Source organism: Achromobacter aloeverae (assembly GCF_004121055.1).
GTDB lineage: Bacteria > Pseudomonadota > Gammaproteobacteria > Burkholderiales > Burkholderiaceae_B > Bordetella_C > Bordetella_C aloeverae.
The window spans coordinates 139,562-157,233 of sequence record NZ_PYAL01000005.1 but is presented as its reverse complement, the minus strand read 5'-3'; the positions used below and the strand labels follow the sequence as shown (position 1 = coordinate 157,233).

Here is a 17,672-nt window from a genome sequence, read left to right as displayed (position 1 = left end):
GAAACGGTAATAGGCGATGACGATCACGAATGTCAAACTTCCCCTCAACCTCAACGACCTGTTGCGCCAGCGCACAGTCGAGGGCGAGCGCATCGAGTACAAGGCCGGCTGGAACCCGGACGCGATCATCCGCACACTGTGCGCCTTCGCCAACGACTTCGAGAACCTGGGCGGCGGCTACGTAGTGATCGGGCAGGACTGCGATGCCAGCGGTCAGCCCGTCTTTCCGCCGGTCGGCCTGCCCGACAACCAACTCGACAAGATCCAGCGCGAACTGCTGGCGCATTGCCAGTTGATCCAGCCGCCGTATTTCCCGGTGTTGAGCATCGGAGTGGTCGAGGACCGTAACCTGATCGTGCTGCAAGCGCCGGGCGGGCAGACGCGACCCTACAAAGCGCCGGAAGCGGTCACCGCGAACAAGAAAACGTGGCGCTACTACATCCGCCGCTACAGCAGTACGGTCGAGGCCAAGGGCGACACCGAGCAGGAGTTGTTGAGCTTGGCTGCCAAGGTTCCGTTCGACGATCGCTTCAACCAGTTCGCGCGTGTCGATGATCTCGCCAAACCCTTGATGCAGGACTTCTTGCAGGAAGTCGGCAGTGAGCTGGTGGCGGACGCGCCGGGGCTTTCCGTCGAGGCGCTGGCGCGTCAGATGAACGTGGCGGGTGGCCCTACCGAATCGCCCTGGCCCAAGAACGTGGGTCTGCTGTTTTTCAACGAAACGCCGGAGCGGTTCTTTCCCGGCGTGCAGATCGACGTGGTCTGGTTCCCTGAAGGCGCGGGCGGCGACCGCTTCGACGAGAAAATCTTCAAGGGTCCGTTGGCGCGGATGACGCGCGAGGCGCTGGGCTACATCCAGCGTAATTATCTGATTGAGACCGTCATCAAGCATCCCGACCGGGCCGAGGCCACGCGGATCTGGAATTTCCCGTTCGCCGCCATCGAAGAAGCCGTGGTGAACGCGGTCTATCACCGTTCCTACGAAGAGCGCGAACCGATCGAGGTGCGTATCAGCCACGAGGAACTGGTAGTTGTCAGCTACCCCGGCCCGGACAGATCAATCAAGATGGAAGACCTGAAGGCGGGCCGCGCCGTCAGCCGCCGCTACCGCAACCGACGCATCGGCGAGTTCCTGAAGGAGCTGGACATGACCGAGGGGCGCTCCACCGGCATTCCGAAAATCCTGAAGGAAATGGCGGCCAACGGCTCGCCCGCGCCGCTGTTCGACACGGATGATGACCGGCTTTCGTTCGTAATCCGGCTGCCACGTCACCCAATGGCACTTGCCTCGACCCCGGAAGTCACCCCGGAAGTCGCCCCGGAAGTCGCCCCGGAAGCTCAGAAGGTGGTTCGCGCATTGCCGACCGCGCTGTCCAGGCAGGAGCTACAGGATGCCTTGGGGCTAAAGGACGACGAGCATTTCCGCAAAGCCTATCTGCTGCCGGCCCTTGCGTCAGGATTGATCGAAATGACCCTGCCCGACAAGCCGCGCAGCAGCAAACAGCGATACCGGCTGACGGCTGCAGGGCGGCGCTGGCTGGCGCTGCGACCCGATGGCTCTTCAAGCTAAGCCCCTGGCCGGAAAAACTTCACAGCGGATATTCTTCATTGCAGGCACGCCAGGTGGTCCCGGCGTGCGACGGTTCGGAGCGCGAGGTCCGAGACCGTCCGTCGCCCGCGCTCGCCGCGGGCGACGGACGGTCTCAAAGCTGCCCGTAGGAATGCAGGCCCGACAGGAACATGTTCACGCCCAGGAACGCAAAGCCGGTGATCAACAGGCCCACCAGCGCCCAATAGGCCGCCATGACGCCGCGCAGCCCCTTGATCAGGCGCATGTGCAGCCAGGCCGCGTAATTGAGCCAGACGATGAGCGCCCAGGTCTCCTTGGGGTCCCACTGCCAATAGGCGCCCCAGGCGTCCGCCGCCCACAGGGCGCCGAGCACGGTCGCCACGGTAAAGAACGCGAATCCGATCGTGATGGCGCGGTACATGATGTCGTCCAGCACCTCCAGCGGGGGCAGCGCCGCCGCGATACGGCGGCGGCCCAGCAGAATGCCGGACACGATCACGGCGCCCAGGCCGAAGTACTCCATCCAGGCGGCCGACAGGCCCTGGGTGCGGAACACCATGGGCTCGGCGCACAGCAGCACGCCCAGCACGAACAGGGGTGCCAGCTTCAGCCAGGACGTGGTCTGTCCATGCTCCTTCACCAGGTACGCGAATCCCACCATCGCCGCCAGCGAGAACGTGCCGTAGCCGATGAAATTGGCCGGCACATGCAGCTTCATCCACCAGCTCTTCAACGCCGGCACCAGCGGCTGGATCTGCGCCGCGTCGCGGGTGAAGGCATACCACAGCAGGAACATTACCGCCGACGAAATGACCAGCAGCACGAAACCGCCGAGGGCGCGGGTGTTGTAGCGGCGCTCGTAGTAGAGATAGAACATGGCGGTGATCAGCGAAAACAGCACGAAGACTTCGTACAGGTTGCTGACCGGGATATGGCCGAGATCCGGCCCCATCAGGTGGCCTTCGCGCCAGCGCACCAGCATGCCCGTGACGCCGGCGAAGACCGCGCCCCAGGTCAGCGCGCTGCCCAGCCACGCCGCCGTCGGGCTGAACAGCCCGATCCAGTAACAGGCCGTGGCCAGGACGAACAGCGCCGACATCCACAGGATGGCCGATTGCGAGGACAGCAGGTACTTCAGGAAGAACACCTGTTCCGCGCGGCCCAGGTCATTGCCGTACAGCATGATGGCCAGGCCGCTGGCCAGCGCGGCGGCGATCATCAGGCGCCGCAGCGGCCGCCAGAGCCAGCCCATCCACGTCAGCACCGGCACGGCGCCGCACAGGATGATTTTTTCGTAGTAGTCCATCGACCCGGCGAAGCGCGACAGCGCATAGCCCGCGCCGACCGCCAGCAGGACAAGGAAGACCGCATCGGTCCAGTCGGGCCGGCCGCGCTGGATGCGGCCGTCGCCGCTTTCGGAGATGCCCTCCTGCCACAGGTCGTGGGAGGGCGTGGAAATCGTGGAATCGGACATGGTGGCCTCACTGCTTCAGGCGCAGCAGCGCCTGCTTGAATCGTTCGAACTCGCGCTGGAAATCGAGCGTACGCCGCTGCGACGTCATGGCGGCCTGTACGGCGCTGCCGGACTCGCCTGCCGGCGTGATCCACACCCAGACGCGGCGATCGCGGATGTAGAACATGCTGAACACGCCAAGAATCAACAACAGGCAGCCCAGGTAGACCGCCTTCTTGCCCGGGGTGCGGCTGACCTGGAAGACACTGGCCTGCACCTGCTTGAAATCCGCCAGGGTAAAAAACACGGGCGACGGATACAGCGACAGGTCGGACAGCGCCGCCACCGCCACGCGCGACCATACGGCCGCCTGCTCGCCGCCTTCGCCGCTGGTGGCCAGCGCAGGCAGGCCGGCACGCTCCCGTTCGATATTACGCAATTCCGCCACGCTGGAGCCGATCAGGCGCACCACGATATCGGCGGCGCGCTCCAGGTCCCCCGGCGGCGTATTGCTTTGCAGGAAATTCGCGACGGCCTGCAGGCCGCCCTCGGAGAACGTCTGCAAGGCGCGTTCGGCAGCGGTTTCCAGCGGCTGCTTGTCCACGCCCCGGGGGGCGTTCTTGTCCGCGAAGCGCTGCGCCGCTTCCTTGCGCGCTTGCGGATCGGCCAGCAGCGCGCGCAGGCGCATGAACTCGGCCACGCTATTGTCGGCGTCGACCGGCAGGCGTACGTAGCGATAGGGCTCGCCGGCGTTGTTGCGCACCCCGGCCAGGAACACCGGGACGCCGTCCAGCACCACGGGCAGCATGTAGTTGCGGAATTCGTGCGCCTGGCCGCTGGCATCGACCAGGCGGAATTCGACGGCCGGCCCCACATTGCGCAGATGCTCGTTCTTCTTGCCCGCCGCGCTGCCGGCCACCGACGCCACGTCCTGCGAGAAATTCGTGGCCGGCTTGGGCGTGCCGCCGGAGAGGTCTTCCACGTTGATCGGCCGCAAGGCGGTCACATCCACACGCACGTCGTGCATGGACGGCGGCATGTCCGCGCCAGTTTCCGACGCCTTGCCCACCGTGCCCGCCAGCTTGAACGGGGTAGCGTCGGTGCCGCGCAGCGGATAGCCCTGCAATTGCACGGTACTGCCGCCGTCATCGAAGCTGGACTGGTAGACCGTCACGCCCTTGTAGCGCAAGGGCTCGTTGACCTCGATGGTCTGTTCGAAGCTCTTGCCGGTATCGGGGTCCTGGACCTCCACCTCGCTGGCGAAGCGGCTGGGCATGCCGGTGGAGTAGTAATCGATGATGAATTTCTTCAGGGTCAGGGTGAAGGGGATGGGCTGCACCAGGGCGCCATCGTTGACCATCACCACCGCGCTGTTGGCGCGCCCGCCTTCCGGCACCAGCATGCTGGAACGGAAGCTGGGATTATGCGGGGACAGGCGGCCGCTGTCGGGCACCTGGCTGATCAGCATGTTGTCGAAGATGGGCTGCTTGCCGCCCAGCCAGACCTGCAACCGTATGGGCAGCTCGCTGTCGAGCAGCCCGCCGATACAGATCACGATCAATGCCGTGTGCGCCAGGATATAGCCCAGGCGATTGGCGCTGCCTTTTTTTGCCGCCAGCAGCACCGCGTCGTTGTCCTCGCGCTCGCGCACCGCATACCCCAGGCGCTTGAGCAGCTTGCGCACGGATTCGGTCGCGGCGGGCACGGATGCCGCGCTGTCGAATTCGGCGCGCTGCGGGAAAGCGCGCAGGCTGGACGCGCGTACGTAATCCCGGAAGGACATCGCATCGCGCAACATCTTGGGCGCATTGCGGATCAGGCAGACGGAGGTGGACGCCACCAGGAAGGCCATGATCAACAGGAACCACCAGCTGTTGTAGATGTGCCAGATGGAGAACTTGTCGAAGAGCTCGAACCAGAACGGGCCGAATTGATCGATGTATTGCGACGCGGCGCGGCTCTGCTCCAGCACGGTGCCGATGGTGCTGGCCACGCAGATGAACATCAGCAGGCTCACGGCGAAACGCATCGAGCCCAGTAGCTCGAACAGTTCGCCGGGGACGCTGCGCAGGGTAAGGCGGGAAGATGCGGTGTTTTGATTCATAAAACAAAAGGGGGGACCGGATATGCCGGCAACCCCCCTTCGATAGACAGCAGACGCCCGGACATGGTTCGGGCGTTTTTATATTTCATCAACGCAGGCCGGCCGCGTAGTCCGACACCGCCTGGATCTCGGCGTCCGACATGCGATCGGCTATGGTGTGCATGGGATCGCTGTTCTTGCGATCGCCGCTGCGGAACAGCTTCAATTGCTCCTCGATATAGCTCGGGAACTGCCCCGACAGGCGCGGATACTGCGCCGGCATTCCCGCCCCGTTGGGACTGTGGCAAGACGCGCAAGCCGGTACATTACGCTCCGGCAGGCCGCCGCGCCAGATCTTCTGGCCCAGTTCGACCCATTCCTTGTGACCGGCGGTCGCGGGCTCCTTCAGCGGCTGCTGCGACAGGTAGGCCGCGATATTGGCCATGTCCTGCGGCGTCAGCGGCGCCACGTTGGCGGTCATCACGGTGGGATTGCCGCCGCTGCCATTGCGGGCGGGCGCCTTGGCGCCGTCCGGCAGCTTGAAATCCGCCAACTGCTTGGCCAGGTACTCGTGCGGCTGGCCCGCGAGATTGGGATTGGCCGGGATGGTACTGCTGCCCCCGGCGCCATGACAGGCCACACAGGCCGTGATATTGCGAGCGGCGTCGCCCTGCTCGTAGAGCTGGCCACCCTTCGCCGCATCCGGCTTCGTTGGCCCCGCCGGCGCGTCAGCGGCCAGACAGGACGTGGTTGAAACTACGAAAGCGCCCAACAACAGCGCCGCTACAGACATTCGGGACTGCACACGCTTCATGTGTAAACCTCGATGATCGCAGCTTTATTCGTAACGATTCTTAGTCGTTACTTGAGCTATGTTTGCCATTCACCAGCCCTGCCGGAATTCCGGTCACCGGTAATCGAACATATGCAGCGAATACTGTCCGAGGATCCAGAATCGCGTCGGGAGCGGTGCCACCCTTGCAAACGGCCGATTATACAATAGGGTTCGCAACCAACCGTTTCCTCCATATCGTGTCCCTCCTGCACCGCGCCTCCTTTTTCGTCTCGGCCGCCCGCCTGGACCAGCTTCCGCCCCCCGGCGCGCCGGAGGTCTGTTTCGTCGGACGCTCCAATTCCGGCAAGTCGACCGCCATCAACGTCCTCACCAACCAGCGGCGCCTGGCGTTTTCCAGCAAGACGCCAGGCCGCACCCGGCTGATCAACATGTTCGGTCTGCCGGACCCCCTGGATCCCGAGCATCCGCTGGGTTTCCTGGTCGACCTGCCCGGTTACGGCTACGCCGCGATCAACAAGGCCGAACGGGAAAAATGGGCCGAGGTGCTGGGCGGCTACCTGGCGACCCGGCCCTCGCTGGCGGGCGTCGTGCTGCTGATCGACATCCGCCGCGGCGTCACGGAACTTGACCGCCGCCTGGTCGATTTCATCGCGCCGACGGGCCGCCCCGTCCTGGCCCTCCTGACCAAGGCCGACAAGCTGCCCTACGGCCAGCGCATGAGAACCGTGTTCGCGGTCAAGAAAGACCTGGCCGACATCGGCGCCCTGCATACCGTGCCCTTCTCGGCCCTGGAGCGCATCGGCCTGGAAGAAGCCGGCGAGCATATCGAGAACTGGATTTCACCGAAGGTAGTGCCATGAACCATCACATCATTTCCGCCCAATTTCCCGCGTCTCGTCCGCGCCGCCTGCGTCGAGACGACTTTACCCGGCGCCTGGTGCGCGAAAACACCCTCACGGCCAACGACCTGATCTATCCGGTATTCGTGGCCGAAGGCCAGGGCCTGCAACAAGCCGTGCCGTCGCTGCCGGGCGTGGTGCGCTACTCGCTGGACACCCTGCTTCCGGTCGCCGAGCAATGCGTGCAACTTGGCATCCCGGTGATGGCGCTGTTCCCCGTGATCGACCCGTCGCTGAAGACGCCGGACGGCGTCGAAGCCACCAATCCCGAAGGCCTGGTGCCGCGCGTGGTCGCCGAGCTGAAGAAGCGCTTCCCCGAACTGGGCGTGCTGACCGACGTCGCGCTGGACCCCTATACCAGCCACGGCCAGGATGGCGTGATCGACGCCGACGGCTATGTGATCAATGAGCCCACCGTGGAAATCCTGGTGCGGCAGGCCTTGGTGCAGGCGCAGGCCGGCGTCGACATCGTCGCGCCCAGCGACATGATGGACGGCCGGATCGGCGCCATCCGCCAGGCCCTGGAAGGCGCCGACCACATCCACACCCGCATCATGGCCTACTCCGCCAAGTACGCCAGCGCCTTCTATGGCCCCTTCCGCGACGCCGTGGGGTCGGCCTCCAACCTGGGCAAGTCGAACAAGTCCGCCTACCAGATGGACCCGGGCAACATCGACGAAGCCCTGCGCGAAGTGGCGGGCGACCTCGCCGAGGGCGCCGACATGGTGATGGTGAAGCCCGGCATGCCTTACCTAGACGTGCTGCGGCGGGTCAAGGATGCGTTCCGCGTGCCTACCTTCGTCTACCAGGTGAGCGGCGAATACGCCATGTTGAAGGCGGCCGCCAACAACGGGTGGCTGGACCACGACAAGGTCATGATGGAATCCCTGCTGGGCTTCAAGCGTGCCGGCGCCGACGGCATCCTGACCTACTTCGCCATCGACGCGGCGAAGAAGCTGAAGGGGCTGTAGGGGCTGTAGGGGCTGTAGGGGCTGTATGGCGGCGGATCCGCCGGCCCGCGACCACCTGACGTCCGCGGCCTATGCGCCAAGGCCCGCCATAAGGCGGGCCTTTGTGCTTGGGGAAGGCATACGCGCCCGCGATCAGCCGCGCAGCAAGGGCAGCAGCGTCCGGCCCTGCCGCTCGATCTCCTGCAGGTACGGGGTGTCCGACAGGATGAAATGGCGGATCCCCAGCGCCTGGTATTTGCGCAGCGAGCTGGCGACCTCCTGCGCCGACCCCACCAGCCAGGTCGTGCCGGCGCCGCCGCCGCCGAAACGGCCCGGCGCGGTATAGAGATTGTCATCGAGCACATCGCCGCGCGCCTGCAGGTCCAGCAGGCGCTGCTGGCCCACGGCCACGAAGGTGCGGCCGTGATCGTTCCAGCCGGCGCCCTGCGTCGCGGCCATTTTGGCCACCTTGGCTTCGGCATCGGCCCAGGCCTGGGCCGACGTCTCGCGCACCACCGTCGTGATGCGCAGCCCGAACTCCAGGGGTGCGTGTTCGCGGCCCAGTTCGCGCGCCAGCGACCGAAGCCGTTCGATGCGCGCCTGCACGTCGGCCAGCGGCTCGCCCCAGAACAGTTGCACGTCGGCCTCGGCAGCCGCCACCCGCTCCGCCGCCGGCGACGCGCCGCCGAAGTACAGCCTGGGATGGCGGCGGCCTTCGCGCGGCGGGATGCGCGGCACGACGGTGGAATCGGTCACCTGGAAGTGTTCGCCCTTGTAGGTCACGTTCTCTTCCGTCCACAGCTTGCGCACCAATTGCATGAACTCGCGGGTGCGCGCGTAGCGATGCGCCTGGTCGCCTTCGCTGTCGCCATAGGCGGCCAGCTTGTCCTGGCCGGACACGATGTTGATGCGCAGCCGGCCGCCGCTCAGGTGGTCCAGCGTGGCCGCGGCCGACGCGAATTGAGCCGGCTGCCAGTAGCCCGGCCGGATGGCCACCAGCGGCTCGAAACGGCTGGTGCGGGCCGCCAGCGCCGCGCCGACGGTAAAGGTGTCGGGGCGGCCCCAGCCCGTGCCGATCAGCGCGCCTTGCCAGCCGTGCTCCTCCAGCGCCTTGGCATGGCTGGCCAGCGTATCCAGGCTGTTGTGGTCGGGAACGGCTTCGTCGCCACGATGGCCGGCGTAGACCTGGTTGGGGATGTACCAGAGAAATTCGGGATGGGTGCTGCTCATGCGGCGCCTTGCAGTCTTGTAGGGCATCCGGCTATCCGGATGAAGAATGCAAAGGATGCCCGATCGCGCGCGCACGGTCGAAGAACAATCGCACAGGTCTTTATTTCCCTAGGCAATAAAAACGCCAGGGCTAAGGCGCGCGGGTCGTTTGTCCGGGAACATGGCTCATGCGAACACGGGGAGGTTTACGGGGCGGATGGGGACACCCGCGCCGCCCTGTCCGGCAGTCTTCTCCGGCGAGGCCTCAACGCGGGACGACGGCGTCCAGCGAACGGCCGAACCTGACGGCATCCTGGAAGCCGATGACGCGGGCCTGGGGCAATTCCTTGCCTTGTGCATCGAAGAACATGATGCCCGGCGGCCCGAACAGCTTGAAGCGCTTGAGCAGCGCGCGATCGTCGGCGTTGTTGGCCGTTACGTCGGCGCGCAAGAGCAGCATGCCGCGCATGCGCGCCGCCACGGCGGGATCGCTGAAAGTGAACTTCTCCATCTCACGGCAGGAGACGCACCAATCCGCATAGAAATCGAGCATCACGGGACGGCCGGCCGTGGCGACACGGCTTTCCAGTTCGGCCAGGCTGCGGACCCGGTCGAAGGCCGGTTCGGTGGTGTTGGCCAAGCCGTCCGACGCGCCATTGGACCCGGCGAGGCCTGTCGACCCCGCACCACCCGCCACGCCGCGTGCGGCCAGATGCGCCAGGGGTTGCAGGACATCGCGGCCACCACTGGCCGCGCCGACCAGTTGCGCCACCGCCACCAGGGCCAGCAGCAATCCCAGCCCCTTGCCAAACATGCGGCCGGCGCCCGCATTGGGGCCGATGGCTTCGAAAGCCCGCAGCATGACGGCCCCGACGATGCCCAGGAAAGCCCAGCCGACCATCTGCAAGGCCACCGGTACGATGGGCACCACCATCCACCAGGCCGTGGCCAGCAACAGGATGCCGAAGAAGCGCTTGACGCCTTCCATCCACGCGCCGGCCTTGGGCAGCAAGGTGCCGGCCGAGGCGCCGACGACCAACAGCGGCACGCCCATGCCCCAAGCCAGGGCGAACAAGGCCGAGCCGCCCAGCAGCACATCGCCGGTCTGCGAGATGTACAGCAGCGCACCCGCCAGCGGCGCCGCCACGCAGGGGCCCACGATCAGGGCGGAAATCGCGCCCATCAGCAAGGCGCCGGCGGCGCGGCCGCCCGGGATGCGGCTGGCACGGTCGCTCATGCGGGCCTGGAGGGAGGCCGGCATCTGGAAGGTATAGACATCGAACATGGGCAGCGCCAGCAAGGCCAGCAGCAACGCGAACAACGTCAGCACCCAGGGGGTCTGCAGCCAGGCAGCCAGACCGGCGCCGCTCAGGCCTGCCGCTATGCCCAGGATGGTGTAGACCACCGACATGCCCAGCACGTAGGCCGCGGCCAGGCCCAGCCCGGTCCAGCGCCTGGGCCTGCGGTCCGGTGCCGGGGCGCTGGTGCCGCCGGCCGTGGCCACGGCTGTGGAGCCATTCCCCGACCTTCCGATGACGATGGTCGACAGGATGGGGATCATGGGCAGCACGCAAGGCGTGAGCGACAGCAGTAGGCCCAGCAACAGGAATGCGCCCGCCGTTTTCAACCAGCCCATGCCGGCGATGGCGCCGGCCAGGCCGACGTCGTCGCTGCCCGTCAGGGCGGAGAAGCCCGTATTGGCGGTGGCCGTGGGGGCGCCGGTCGAGGCGGGACCGGCCGGGGACGCTGTCCGCCGATCCGGGGAGCCGCCACCTGCCGCGTCGGCGCCGGATCGGGCCAATCCCAGGCCGTCGCCGGCCGCCGCCGGCGGCGTGTCGACCTGAGCCTGTTGCGCCAGGCCGGACGGCCTGGACAGCCCTGGCCGCGCGGCGTCCGGGGCAAGGCTGACGCCGGGCGCGGCTTCGGCAAGCTGTCCCGCGTCGGCGGCAGTGTCGCCGCCGGGTATGCCGCTGGCATAGCCCCAGACCGGCGGACCCGCGACCTGGTATCCACCGTTGATCGGCCGCAGCTTGATGCGATTCTCCATCGGCGGGTAGCAGATGCCGGCATCCGCGCATCCCTGTCCCGTCACCACCACCGTCACATCGCCTGGCTGGGGGCCGGCGGGGTGCACCGGGATATCGATGGCAAGCGGCTGGTGGTAGACCTCCATGTTCTTGTCGAAGGTCGGATCGTATTTCATCTCGCCAGCGGGCAAACGCGCCTGGCCCAGCGTCGCGCCCTCCTGTGGATCGACCGCGAACCCGAAGCGCTCGCGGTACATGTAGTACCCCTTCGGCACCTTGAACTCGACCCGCACCGTGTTCGGATCGGCCATGGCGGCGGTCGCGGGGAAGGCCTTCTCAGGCGGAAGGAAGTCGTCGTCCGCCCGGCTGGCGGCGGGCCACGACAGCATGGCGACGAGACACAGGATGGCCCATAGCCAGGCGGCCCATGCCGTCCTTGTCACACCTGCTGGCTCACGAGCCATAACGTGCATCCTTGTTCCTCAAGCCGGCGGCCTGCCCCCGGCGGTCTGTTCGCGCACCCAATCGAGATACGCCGGCGCGCCGCCCACGACGGGCACGGCGACGACTTCCGGCACTTCATAGGGATGCTGGCGGGTAATCGACTCGACCAGCGCCTCAAGGCGGCCCACGGTCGTCTTGAAGCACATCGGCACTTCCTCGGCCCCCTCGACCTCGCCCTTCCAGGTATAGATGGACAACATCGGCGCGCCGAGGTTCACGCAAGCCGCCAGCCCTTCCTCCACGACGATGTGGGCAATGCGCTTGGCCAGCAAAAGGTCGGGCGCGCTGCTGAACACCATCACGATATCGTCTTGTTGCGGCATGACTGTCTCCCGATGCGCATAGGGCCTGCTAAAGGCTGATTTTATCGCTTCACCTCCAACGTCCCTTAGCTGCCGCTCGCCCAATAGCGAAAGCCCCACACGAGTGCGGGGCTTCCTTCATACCTGGTCACATCACCGGCATTCAGATCCGGGAGAGGCGGCTCCAGGGCTGCGAAAGCACTCTAACACGCGGACACTTGCTCTTCAAACAATGATCCTGGAATCAGCTTGAGGCCTAGGCATGCCCTCGAATCAATGCTGGGCTTCGACCACCTGGTCTCTCTATCATGGGACTTTCAATGAATGATGTGGAGCGACCATGGATTGGGCCCTGCGCGAGATCGTGTTCTCCATTCCCAGAACAAGAAGATATCTCCTGGCCTTCGGGGGCGACGCAATACGCGCGGCAGCGGCTTATGACCTCAATATCCGTATCGGACAAGCGCTCTTACCCTCCCTTCAGACGATAGAAATAGCCCTGCGTAATGCTATCCACAAAAGTCTCTCCCGTTCGCCGCGACAGCCTACCTGGTGGCTAGCACTGCCTCGAGAAGAGTTCTGTTGGCTGAACGGTACTATCGCTGCAATTTCCACTCGGCTGCAGGAAGAACGTGAGCCGCCGTCGGCGGACAGAATCGTGGCGGAACTGACGTTTGGCGGATGCACCACGAGCCTCTTCTTTGGATATCACCCACGGCAAGGGAAACACACGCCGAGATCCTCAATGTTCTGAATTGGATAGAACCCGGCATCAATCGTTGGCTAAGCTGTCACGATACCTGCGCACCTTGTTGGCGTGAGCAGGAGGCTTTGGCTCACCCGGCACGCTGCGTCCCAACGAATTTTCTTCGATCTGGACAGGACGTCGTCCATTAGCTGCTGTGACGCTCGCCATTTCAAGCACAAAAACAAAAGGCGAACCCGAAGGTTCGCCCTTTGTCCCTAGAGCCTGTCGATTACTCGGCGGACTTGTCGGCTTCGGTTTCCGTGACTTCCGGACGGTCAACCAGCTCCATGAAAGCCATGGGCGCGTTGTCGCCTTGACGGAAACCCATCTTCAACACACGGGTGTAGCCGCCGTTGCGGGCAGCATAACGGGGGCCGATTTCGGCGAACAGCTTGACCACGGCATCGCGATCGCGCAGACGGGCAAAAGCCAGACGCTTGTTCGCGAGGGTGGGGTTCTTGCCCAGCGTGATCAGGGGTTCGACGATGCGGCGCAATTCTTTCGCCTTCGGCAGCGTGGTCTTGATCGCTTCGTGGGTGAGCAGCGAAACGGCCATGTTGCGGAACATGGCAAGACGGTGACTGCTGGTGCGGTTGAGCTTACGCAAGCCATTACCGTGACGCATGATGATTTCCTTTGAATCTAAAAGACGGCGTTTCCGCCATCGGGTTATCCGGCTCTTCTATCGGCCTGTGGAAACAGGCCGCGGTCCGGTGGAATCGGTTGCGGCCGCCACCCATGCGGCGGCCGCGGTAAAACATGACAGCTACAGCGCTCAGGGACGCTCGAGGCCCAGGGGCGGCCAGTTTTCCAGCTTCATGCCCAGGGTCAGGCCACGTGCGGCCAGCACTTCCTTGATTTCGTTGAGCGACTTGCGGCCCAGGTTCGGGGTCTTCAGCAGCTCGTTCTCGGTGCGCTGGATCAGGTCGCCGATGTAGTAGATGTTTTCGGCCTTCAGGCAGTTGGCCGAACGCACCGTCAGCTCCAGGTCATCGACCGGGCGCAGCAGCACCGGGTCGATCTGCGGCGCGCCGCGGACCGGGGCTTCGTACGAATCGCCGGCGCCTTCCAGGGCGGCGAAAACGGAGATCTGGTCCATCAGGATGCGAGCCGACTGGCGCACCGCTTCCTCGGGCGAGATCACGCCGTTGGTTTCGATGTCCAGCACCAGCTTGTCCAGGTCGGTACGCTGTTCCACACGGGCGCTTTCGACGGCATAGCTGACGCGGCGGACCGGGCTGAACGAAGCATCCAGAACGATGCGGCCGATGGTGTGGGTGCGGTCTTCCGACAGCGCGCGCACGTTGCCCGGCACATAGCCGCGGCCCTTTTCGACCTTGATCTGCATTTCCAGCTTGCCGGCTTCCGTCAGGTTGCAGATGACGTGACCGGGATTGACGATCTCGACGTCGTGCGGCAGCTCGATGTCGCTGGCCAGCACCGTGCCGGCGCCCTGCTTGCGCAGCACCAGGGTGACTTCGTCACGGTTGTGCAGCTTGAAGACCACGCCCTTCAGGTTCAGCAGGATGTCGACGACGTCCTCGCGCACGCCCGGGATGGTCGAGTATTCGTGCACCACGCCCGTCATCTGCACTTCGGTCGGCGCATAGCCGGTCATCGAAGACAGCAGGATGCGGCGCAGGGCGTTGCCCAGCGTGTGGCCATAACCGCGCTCGAACGGCTCCATGACGATCTTGGCGTGATGGGTGCCGACCGGTTCGACTTCGATGGAACGCGGCTTCAGAAAACCTTGAGTGGACATGTACTGGATTCCTTTTCAATACCCTCGGCTCGTTACACCGATAAGGCTGATGGAAGTGACTAAGAAAACGGCACAAACCCGCCACGCCTTTGGACAAGCGTCGCGGGTCTCGTGCGGGTACTGCGGAGGTACTGCGATCCGGGCAGCGTCGCCGCGCCCGGCTTTCGGAACAGCGCCGCCGGACATCCGGGCAGGCGCCGCCTGAATTAACGCGAATACAATTCCACGACCATGGATTCGTTGATGTCGCGAGCGACGTCAGCGCGATCCGGGGCCTGCTTGAAGACACCGCTCATCTTGGTGGTGTCGACTTCAACCCACTGCGGGATGCCGATGCTGGTGGCCAGGTCGAGCGATTCCTTGATACGGCCTTGCTTCTTGGCCTTCTCGCGAATCGAGATCACGTCGCCAGCCTTGACCAGCATCGAAGCGATGTCGGCGGTGTGGCCGTTCAGCTCGATGGCGCGGTGGCTCACCAGCTGGCGCGCTTCGGCGCGGGTCGAGCCGAAGCCCATGCGGTACACCACGTTGTCCAGACGCGATTCGAGCAGCTGGATCAGCTTCTCGCCGGTGTTGCCACGGACGCGGTCGGCTTCGGTGAAGTACTTGCGGAATTGCTTTTCCAGCACGCCGTACATACGCTTCAGCTTCTGCTTTTCACGCAGCTGCAGACCGTAGTCAGACGTACGGGCACCCGAGGTGCGGCCATGCTGACCGGGCTTGGAATCCAGCTTGCACTTGGAATCCAGCGAACGGCGGGCGCTCTTCAGGAACAGATCGGTACCCTCGCGACGCGAGAGCTTGCACTTGGGTCCAATGTAACGGGCCATGTGGTTTCCCCTTAGATACGACGACGCTTGGGCGGACGGCAGCCGTTGTGCGGAACGGGCGTGATATCAGCGATGCTCGAGATCTTGATACCCAGCGCGTTCAGCGCACGGACGGACGACTCACGGCCGGGGCCGGGTCCCTTGATGCGCACTTCCAAGGTCTTGATGCCATATTCCAGCGCCACGCGACCGGCCGTCTCGGCAGCCACCTGGGCCGCGAACGGGGTCGACTTGCGCGAGCCCTTGAAACCTGCGCCACCCGAGGTCGCCCAGGACAATGCATTGCCCTGACGGTCGGTGATGGTGATGATGGTGTTGTTGAAGGACGCGTGGACGTGCGCGATGCCGTCCGAAACGTTCTTCTTGACCTTTTTGCGCACGCGCGAAGCGCCGCTGGTGGAAGCTTTCGCCATAATCCAGTTCCTCGATTATTTCTTCAGGGACGCAGCAGCACGACGCGGGCCCTTGCGGGTGCGTGCGTTGGTGCGCGTGCGCTGGCCGCGTACGGGCAGACCGCGCTTGTGACGCATGCCACGATAGGTACCCAAGTCGATCAGACGCTTGATCGACAGTTGGACTTCGCGACGCAGGTCACCTTCGACCGTGAACACACCAACGTGCTCGCGAATGCGCTCGAGCTCGGCGTCGGTGAGATCCTTGACCTTTTTGGTAACGGGCACATTAGCAGCTTCGCAGATCTTGCGGGCGCGCGTACGACCGATGCCAAAAATGGCGGTCAGGCCGATCTCGGCGTGCTGATGCGGCGGAATGTTGATGCCAGCAATACGGGCCATGACTGTTCCTTAATGAATCTGTTGCGTTAGGCTAGAACTTAGCCTTGACGCTGCTTGTGCCGCGGATCGGTGCAGATGACACGCACCACGCCGTGGCGTTTGATGATTTTGCAGTTGCGGCAGATCCGCTTAACCGATGCCAATACTTTCATGGGTTACTCCCTGTTATTCCGTAAACCACCCGCTTATTTCGAGCGGAACACGATCCTGGCTTTTGACAGGTCATAGGGCGTGAGCTCCACAGTGACCTTGTCGCCCGGCAGGATCCGGATGTAGTGCATACGCATCTTGCCCGAAATGTGACCTAACACCACGTGGCCGTTTTCAAGCTTGACGCGGAACATTGCGTTGGGGAGGTTCTCAATGACCTCGCCCTGCATCTGTATGACGTCGTCCTTTGCCATTCTCTTTGCTAACGCATCGGCAGGTTCGAATTCGAGCCCTTGAAGTTCGCCTTCTTGAGCAATGAGTCGTACTGGTGCGACATCATGTAGGCCTGAACCTGAGCCATGAAGTCCATCGTCACCACGACGATAATCAACAACGAGGTACCACCAAAATAGAACGGTACGTTCCAGCGCATGACCAGGAACTCGGGGAACAGGCAGACCAGGGTGATGTACAACGCACCAGCCAGGGTCAAGCGCATCAGTATCTTGTCGATATAACGCGCGGTCTGTTCACCGGGACGGATGCCCGGGACGAAAGCACCACTCTTTTTCAGGTTGTCCGCCGTTTCGCGGCTGTTGAACACCAGAGCCGTATAGAAAAAGCAGAAGAAAATGATGGCCGCGGAATACAGCGTGATATAGAGCGGCTGGCGCGGCGACAACGCGGCGGCCAGGTCACCCAGCCAACGCATTTTTTCGCTGCTCGAGAACCAGCTGGTAATCGTGGCCGGGAACAGGATGATCGACGAGGCGAAGATGGGCGGAATCACGCCGGCCATGTTCAGCTTCAACGGCAGATGCGAGCTCTGGCCGCCGTAGATCTTGTTGCCCACCTGGCGCTTGGCGTAGTTGACGGTGATCTTGCGCTGTCCGCGTTCCACGAACACCACGAAGGCCGTCACGGCTATCACCAAGGCCACGATGAACAAGGCCGAAATCACCGACATCGAGTTCGTGCGCACCAGGTCCAGCAAGCCGGCCAGCGCGTTCGGCAGCCCCGCCACGATCCCCGAGAAGATCAGGATGGAGATACCGTTGCCCAGGCCCCGCTCGGTGATCTGCTCGCCCAGCCACATGATGAACATGGTGCCGGTCAACAGCGTCACGACCGTGGTGAAGCGGAACAGCATGCCAGGATCCGTCACCAGACCCGGTTGGGACTCCAGCGCCACCGAGATACCCACCGCTTGCACCAGCGCCAGCACGACCGTGCCGTAGCGGGTGTATTGGGTAATCTTGCGACGACCGGCTTCACCTTCCTTCTTCAACGCCTCGAGCGAGGGCACCACCACCGACATCAACTGCATGATGATCGATGCCGAGATATACGGCATGATCCCCAGCGCGAAGACCGAGAAGCGGGACAGCGCACCGCCCGAGAACATGTTGAACAGGCCCAGGATCCCGCCCTGGTTCTGGCGGAACAAGTCCGCCAGCGCGTCCGGGTTGATGCCCGGAACCGGGATGTGCGTACCCAGGCGGTACACCACCAAGGCGAGGACCAGGAAGACGAAACGACGCTTCAGATCGCCGTAACGAGATCCGGTCTTGCCCAGTGCCTGCGCGTTAGCCACT

17 protein-coding genes are annotated in these 17,672 nt (G+C 64.1%); 3 read left to right on the top strand and 14 right to left on the bottom strand.

The annotated features are described in order from the left end of the window. Nucleotides 1–16: 16 nt before the first annotated feature. A complete protein-coding gene (locus C7R54_RS17485; protein ID WP_129151709.1) occupies nt 17–1,570 on the top strand; it encodes a Fic family protein in 1,554 nt (517 codons plus the stop codon). Nucleotides 1,571–1,703: 133 nt separating this feature from the next. On the opposite strand, the gene ccsB is transcribed toward C7R54_RS17485, so the two are convergent. The 3 genes from ccsB to C7R54_RS17470 form a co-directional block, all read right to left on the bottom strand. Beyond that, entirely contained in the window at nt 1,704–3,044 is a 1,341-nt protein-coding gene (ccsB, locus tag C7R54_RS17480; RefSeq protein WP_129151708.1) for a c-type cytochrome biogenesis protein CcsB, read from the bottom strand. Nucleotides 3,045–3,051: 7 nt separating this feature from the next. Beyond that, on the bottom strand, nt 3,052–5,127 hold the full coding sequence (locus C7R54_RS17475; protein WP_240039581.1) for a cytochrome c biogenesis protein ResB: 2,076 nt from the start codon (nt 5,125–5,127) through the stop codon (nt 3,052–3,054). A gap of 88 nt (nt 5,128–5,215) precedes the next feature. Then, nucleotides 5,216–5,920, bottom strand: a complete 705-nt coding sequence (locus C7R54_RS17470; protein WP_192903682.1) for a c-type cytochrome — start codon at nt 5,918–5,920, stop codon at nt 5,216–5,218. A 218-nt stretch (nt 5,921–6,138) separates the two neighbouring features. Here C7R54_RS17470 and yihA point away from each other — a divergent pair, with 218 nt between their 5' ends. Together yihA and hemB are read left to right on the top strand one after the other, a co-directional pair. Then, nucleotides 6,139–6,762: a ribosome biogenesis GTP-binding protein YihA/YsxC gene (yihA, locus tag C7R54_RS17465; RefSeq protein WP_129151706.1), complete on the top strand. Its 624-nt coding sequence runs from the start codon at nt 6,139–6,141 to the stop codon at nt 6,760–6,762. Further along, nucleotides 6,759–7,772, top strand: a complete 1,014-nt coding sequence (gene hemB / locus C7R54_RS17460; protein WP_129151705.1) for a porphobilinogen synthase — start codon at nt 6,759–6,761, stop codon at nt 7,770–7,772. Before yihA ends, hemB begins: the two co-directional genes overlap by 4 nt. A gap of 132 nt (nt 7,773–7,904) precedes the next feature. On the opposite strand, the gene C7R54_RS17455 is transcribed toward hemB, so the two are convergent. The 11 genes from C7R54_RS17455 to secY form a co-directional block, all read right to left on the bottom strand. Then, nucleotides 7,905–9,008, bottom strand: coding sequence for an LLM class flavin-dependent oxidoreductase (locus C7R54_RS17455; protein WP_240039580.1), 1,104 nt, complete (start codon nt 9,006–9,008; stop codon nt 7,905–7,907). 217 nt (nt 9,009–9,225) lie between these two features. Further along, nucleotides 9,226–11,451, bottom strand: a complete 2,226-nt coding sequence (dsbD, locus tag C7R54_RS17450; protein WP_240039579.1) for a protein-disulfide reductase DsbD — start codon at nt 11,449–11,451, stop codon at nt 9,226–9,228. Nucleotides 11,452–11,469: 18 nt separating this feature from the next. After that, nucleotides 11,470–11,814 (bottom strand): divalent-cation tolerance protein CutA, encoded by a 345-nt coding sequence (gene cutA, locus C7R54_RS17445; RefSeq protein ID WP_129151704.1) that lies wholly within the window; start codon nt 11,812–11,814, stop codon nt 11,470–11,472. 956 nt (nt 11,815–12,770) lie between these two features. Further along, nucleotides 12,771–13,166 carry a 50S ribosomal protein L17 gene (gene rplQ / locus C7R54_RS17440; protein ID WP_129151703.1) on the bottom strand — a complete coding sequence of 132 codons (396 nt, stop codon included), beginning with the start codon at nt 13,164–13,166 and terminating at the stop codon, nt 12,771–12,773. 150 nt (nt 13,167–13,316) lie between these two features. Then, nucleotides 13,317–14,303, bottom strand: a complete 987-nt coding sequence (locus C7R54_RS17435) for a DNA-directed RNA polymerase subunit alpha (protein WP_057654205.1) — start codon at nt 14,301–14,303, stop codon at nt 13,317–13,319. Nucleotides 14,304–14,509: 206 nt separating this feature from the next. Further along, on the bottom strand, nt 14,510–15,133 hold the full coding sequence (gene rpsD / locus C7R54_RS17430) for a 30S ribosomal protein S4 (RefSeq protein WP_129151702.1): 624 nt from the start codon (nt 15,131–15,133) through the stop codon (nt 14,510–14,512). An 11-nt stretch (nt 15,134–15,144) separates the two neighbouring features. Beyond that, on the bottom strand, nt 15,145–15,546 hold the full coding sequence (gene rpsK, locus C7R54_RS17425; protein ID WP_006216516.1) for a 30S ribosomal protein S11: 402 nt from the start codon (nt 15,544–15,546) through the stop codon (nt 15,145–15,147). Between the two features lie 15 nt (nt 15,547–15,561). Continuing rightward, nucleotides 15,562–15,927: a 30S ribosomal protein S13 gene (rpsM, locus tag C7R54_RS17420; protein ID WP_057654208.1), complete on the bottom strand. Its 366-nt coding sequence runs from the start codon at nt 15,925–15,927 to the stop codon at nt 15,562–15,564. 38 nt (nt 15,928–15,965) lie between these two features. Continuing rightward, on the bottom strand, nt 15,966–16,079 hold the full coding sequence (gene rpmJ, locus C7R54_RS17415) for a 50S ribosomal protein L36 (RefSeq protein WP_066357345.1): 114 nt from the start codon (nt 16,077–16,079) through the stop codon (nt 15,966–15,968). A gap of 33 nt (nt 16,080–16,112) precedes the next feature. Next, nucleotides 16,113–16,331 (bottom strand): translation initiation factor IF-1, encoded by a 219-nt coding sequence (gene infA / locus C7R54_RS17410; protein ID WP_057654209.1) that lies wholly within the window; start codon nt 16,329–16,331, stop codon nt 16,113–16,115. 8 nt (nt 16,332–16,339) lie between these two features. Further along, nucleotides 16,340–17,671, bottom strand: a complete 1,332-nt coding sequence (gene secY, locus C7R54_RS17405; RefSeq protein ID WP_094856538.1) for a preprotein translocase subunit SecY — start codon at nt 17,669–17,671, stop codon at nt 16,340–16,342. Nucleotide 17,672: the final 1 nt, after the last annotated feature.

What these genes read in the sequence shown, in the direction of transcription:
- C7R54_RS17485 (WP_129151709.1), top strand. Translation starts at nt 17, where the DNA reads ATGACGATCACGAATGTCAAACTTCCCCTCAACCTCAACGACCTGTTG.
- rpmJ (WP_066357345.1), bottom strand. Translation starts at nt 16,079, where the DNA reads ATGAAAGTATTGGCATCGGTTAAGCGGATCTGCCGCAACTGCAAAATC.
- C7R54_RS17475 (WP_240039581.1), bottom strand. Translation starts at nt 5,127, where the DNA reads ATGAATCAAAACACCGCATCTTCCCGCCTTACCCTGCGCAGCGTCCCC.
- rpsD (WP_129151702.1), bottom strand. Translation starts at nt 15,133, where the DNA reads ATGGCCCGTTACATTGGACCCAAGTGCAAGCTCTCGCGTCGCGAGGGT.
- rpsK (WP_006216516.1), bottom strand. Translation starts at nt 15,546, where the DNA reads ATGGCGAAAGCTTCCACCAGCGGCGCTTCGCGCGTGCGCAAAAAGGTC.
- C7R54_RS17455 (WP_240039580.1), bottom strand. Translation starts at nt 9,008, where the DNA reads ATGCCCTACAAGACTGCAAGGCGCCGCATGAGCAGCACCCATCCCGAA.
- dsbD (WP_240039579.1), bottom strand. Translation starts at nt 11,451, where the DNA reads ATGGCTCGTGAGCCAGCAGGTGTGACAAGGACGGCATGGGCCGCCTGG.
- ccsB (WP_129151708.1), bottom strand. Translation starts at nt 3,044, where the DNA reads ATGTCCGATTCCACGATTTCCACGCCCTCCCACGACCTGTGGCAGGAG.
- rpsM (WP_057654208.1), bottom strand. Translation starts at nt 15,927, where the DNA reads ATGGCCCGTATTGCTGGCATCAACATTCCGCCGCATCAGCACGCCGAG.
- rplQ (WP_129151703.1), bottom strand. Translation starts at nt 13,166, where the DNA reads ATGCGTCACGGTAATGGCTTGCGTAAGCTCAACCGCACCAGCAGTCAC.
- cutA (WP_129151704.1), bottom strand. Translation starts at nt 11,814, where the DNA reads ATGCCGCAACAAGACGATATCGTGATGGTGTTCAGCAGCGCGCCCGAC.
- C7R54_RS17435 (WP_057654205.1), bottom strand. Translation starts at nt 14,303, where the DNA reads ATGTCCACTCAAGGTTTTCTGAAGCCGCGTTCCATCGAAGTCGAACCG.
- C7R54_RS17470 (WP_192903682.1), bottom strand. Translation starts at nt 5,920, where the DNA reads ATGAAGCGTGTGCAGTCCCGAATGTCTGTAGCGGCGCTGTTGTTGGGC.
- infA (WP_057654209.1), bottom strand. Translation starts at nt 16,331, where the DNA reads ATGGCAAAGGACGACGTCATACAGATGCAGGGCGAGGTCATTGAGAAC.
- hemB (WP_129151705.1), top strand. Translation starts at nt 6,759, where the DNA reads ATGAACCATCACATCATTTCCGCCCAATTTCCCGCGTCTCGTCCGCGC.